3 protein-coding genes are annotated in these 2,458 nt (G+C 66.2%); all 3 read right to left on the bottom strand.

Annotated elements, in window-relative coordinates; translation table 11 throughout:
- Positions 1–163: 163 nt before the first annotated feature.
- On the bottom strand, positions 164–334 hold the full coding sequence (locus EHS43_RS46915; RefSeq protein ID WP_185806644.1) for a hypothetical protein: 171 nt from the start codon (positions 332–334) through the stop codon (positions 164–166).
- A gap of 274 nt (positions 335–608) precedes the next feature.
- Positions 609–2,000 (bottom strand): AarF/ABC1/UbiB kinase family protein, encoded by a 1,392-nt coding sequence (locus EHS43_RS42510; RefSeq protein ID WP_125195809.1) that lies wholly within the window; start codon positions 1,998–2,000, stop codon positions 609–611.
- Positions 2,001–2,189: 189 nt separating this feature from the next.
- Positions 2,190–2,458 (bottom strand): hypothetical protein (locus EHS43_RS42500; RefSeq protein ID WP_221740819.1); only part of this gene is annotated, 269 nt, incomplete at its 5' end.

Raw genomic sequence — 2,458 nt, 5'->3', positions numbered from 1 at the left:
GGCTGGGGAACTGTCGGGGGCTGTGCTGCGGGAGGCACCAGCCCGCATCCGGAGAGGGTGAGGGCTGTGGCGATCAGGAGGTGCCGCGGCCCGAAAGCGGATCGCATGGTCAGGGTCCCTCTTCTCCGCGGTCGTACGGGGACAGGGTGGCGTGCGCGGGCGTTCAGGACTCGGCAAGAGTGTCGATGAAGATGCCCAGGGAGTCGAAGAACTGTTTGGTGGCGTGCCAGACGGCCTGGATGGTGTGGGCGAGTTCGGTGGGGGCGGTGGCGATGATGTTCAGCAGGATGATCAGGACGAGCCAGAACAGGATGCTGCGGGGGCGGCTCAGCATGGACGTTGCTCCCTTCGCCGGCGGGCGAGTGGTGCTGGCGGCGAGAAGCCTGGTCGGCCCGGATCGGGAGGCGATGTCAGGGAAGGGGGCAGGTGCCGGCCCTCGCGAGGGGCGTATAGCTCTGTGCCGCTAGCTCTGTGCCGCAGGAATGAGAACTGGACGGTGAGTAGCGAGCTGTGACGGCCTCGCTGACCGGAGTGCGGTCAGGGGGCAGCCGCAGGCACGGTCTGCGCGACCGGGTCGTCGCGTTGCGGTTGCGATGTTGGCGTGGATGTCAGCTCGGCCGATGGCGGTGTTGGATGGCGAGGAGGAGGAGACCCAGTCCGCCGTTGCTGAGCCGGTTGTCGTGCAGCCGGGTGTGGTTGTGAAGGGTGAGTTGGCGCTCGGCCACATCACTGAGGACACGTGTTGCCTGACCGGGCGCTTGGGTGAGGGCGTGCAGGGCATGGAGGGCGTACTGCGCCAGTTGCTCGGGGGAGCCGAGCTCTCTGGCCATGTCCAGCAGGATGTCCTGGAGGACCTCGCGCATGCTGTCGGCCAGTTTCAGAGCGGGGTGGATGTGCCGGATGGTTCCTTCCATGTTGGCCACGGATTTGCCGAGGATCGAGATGGCAGGTGGTGTCTGAATGCCCCGCTTGGTGGAGAAGGCGAGAACGGAGGTGAGGGCCACGCCGAAGTTGAGCTCGGCCAGGGAGGCATGGGCGACGTGCGGTACGAAGCGTGCGATGTCGGCGGTGAAGCCACCCACGTCGCTCCGCGGATTGGTGGTGCCCATACGGATCCAGGACTGTGCCAGTGCCGGACCGTCGTTGTAGGCCATGGCGGTCATGGCGCCGAGCATCGCGGAGCTTGTGCTGCGGTCGACCCGGCCCACCATTCCCCAGTCGATGAGATGGGCGTTTCCGTCCGGGCTGATGAGTACGTTCCCCGGGTGCGGATCCGCGTGGAAGGTACGACGGGCGAAATAGCCTTTGAACATGTAGGCGACGAGTTCCCTTGCCATCTTTTTTCGCTGTTTACGGCTGAGTTCGGTTTCTTTGAGTCGGTTGGCGGCATGTCCGTCGGCGAAGGTCTGGACGAGTACCCGGGGCGTGGCGAGGAGTGCTTTGGGCACCTTGATGGTCTTGAAGTCTTTGGTGGCTTTCCGGGCCTCTTTCATGTTGGCCGCTTCCCGCGTGAAATCGAGCTCATCGGTCATGGCCCGGAATATGACGTCCAGCATGGCTCCGGTGTCGACGACCTCGTTGAACCGCGGCGCCACCCGTCCGATCAGTCGAGTGGCGCGTCGCAGGACGTCCATGTCGCACAGCACGGTCCTCCGGGCTCCGGGCCGTTGGATCTTCACGACGCACGGTGTTCCGTCCAGGCGCTTGGCGCGGTAGACCTGTGCGAGCGAAGCGGACCCGAGCGGGCGGTCCGTCTCGAAGGAGCTGAACGATTCTCGCCATCCCGGCCCGAGTTCGGCCTCCAGCGCCGGCACGAACATCTCGAAGGGTTGCACGGTGGCCCGGTCGGTCAGGTGGGCGAGCTCCTCACGTACGTAGTCCGGCACGAAGTCCGGCCTGGTCGAAAGGAGCTGCCCGATCTTCGCGTACAGGGGGCCGAGTTCTTCGAGTGCGCGGCGGATCGCCTTGGCCCGCTGCTGCTCGAGGGTCTCCTTCGGCATCTCCCGGGACCGGAGGCGGCGGCGCCGGACGGCCCGGGAGACCTCCTGCGCCCCGAGCCCGGCCAGTACCTGGGCTGTCTGACGCGTGCGTCGCTCGGCCACCCGGAGCCCCGCCTTCCTCGTTGCCTGAGACGGAAGAAGCACCCCGGATCGAGCACACGCGCCGTCTCGACTGGCCCTGCAGGGCGGTCACTGTGCTTGGTCGCGCCTGGCGTACTGGTCGAGCCTGAGCGCGAGGGCCTCGATGGCACGGGCGTTGCTCTCCGCCAGTTTGCGCGTGCTCGACTTCTTCTTCCTTCCCGTGAGCACCGTGCGGGTGATTCCCAACAAGTCACCACCGACGTCGCCTGCCCGGTCCAGGACACTGTCGATGAGGGCTTTTCGTTTCTTGGGCATGGAGATCTCTCCCATTCGCGGAACTTCGATTGGATCCGGCGCCGGCCGCCGGTCAAGGGCGC

It is taken from the genome of Streptomyces sp. RP5T, assembly GCF_003933965.1.
Lineage (GTDB): Bacteria > Actinomycetota > Actinomycetes > Streptomycetales > Streptomycetaceae > Streptomyces.
Note: the sequence above shows the minus strand (reverse complement) of the source record. Positions and strands in the feature narration are given on the sequence as shown.

Excerpts from the sequence above, each read along its gene's own strand:
- EHS43_RS46915 (WP_185806644.1), bottom strand. The coding sequence starts at position 334 with ATGCTGAGCCGCCCCCGCAGCATCCTGTTCTGGCTCGTCCTGATCATC.
- EHS43_RS42510 (WP_125195809.1), bottom strand. The coding sequence starts at position 2,000 with ATGCCGAAGGAGACCCTCGAGCAGCAGCGGGCCAAGGCGATCCGCCGC.